Source organism: Pseudomonas sp. ACN8 (assembly GCF_002303925.1).
Lineage (GTDB): Bacteria > Pseudomonadota > Gammaproteobacteria > Pseudomonadales > Pseudomonadaceae > Aquipseudomonas.
Map to the genome: position 1 here is coordinate 1 of NZ_MRCS01000122.1, position 845 is coordinate 845.

The 845-nt window shown below is 63.0% G+C and carries 1 protein-coding gene; it reads left to right on the forward strand.

Going from position 1 to position 845, the window contains the following annotated elements; all coding sequences use genetic code 11:
• Positions 1 to 845 (forward strand): DUF1254 domain-containing protein (locus tag BSF44_RS29215; RefSeq protein ID WP_141250122.1); only part of this gene is annotated, 845 nt, incomplete at both ends.

The window sequence follows — 845 nt, forward strand, 5'->3', positions numbered from 1 at the left end:
GGCATCGACAAGGTGTTCAGCTCCACGACGCCCTTCGCACTGACGCTGATCCGCACCCAGCTGTTCAATCCGGCCGACATGCCGAATGTCGAGAAGGTGCAGGCGGCTTACAAGATCCAGCCGCTGTCCGCCTTCCTCCATCAACCCGCGCCGCCCGCTGCGCCGAAAATCGCTTTCGTGCCGGCCACCACGGAGGGCATCAAGGCCAACTTCTTCGAGTACCTGTCGGCCGCGCTGGAGTATGTGCCGCCATCGGCTGAGGACAAGGCGATCCGGGCGAAGCTGGCCAGCATCGGGGTTGGCCCCGGTCGCAGCTTCGAATTCAAGGACCTCTCGCTCGAGCACAAGGCCGCGATCCTGCTGGGAATGAAGGCCGGCGACGAGCAGGTCGACAAGTTCCTCGCGAGCGGCATGAAGAACATCAACGGCTGGAACGTCGGCGCGTTCTTCGGCGACCAGGCGTTCTACAAAGGCGACTGGCTGATGCGGGCCGGCGCCGCGAAGGGCGGTCTGTACGGCAACAACGCCACCGAGGCGACGTACCCCTACACGCGCACCGACGGCAGCGGTCAGACGTTGAATACCGGCAAGCGCAACTACACGCTGACCTTCCCGGCTGGCAAACTGCCGCCCGTCAATGCCTTCTGGTCGGTGACCATGTACGACGGCAAGAGCCAGCTGCTGATCAAGAACCCGCTCAACCGCTACCTGATCAATTCGCCGATGCTGTCGGCGATGAAGAAGAACGCGGATGGCTCACTGACCCTGTACATCCAGAAGGATTCGCCGGGCAAGGCCAAGGAAGCCAACTGGTTGCCGGCGCCTGACGACACGGTCTATCTGGT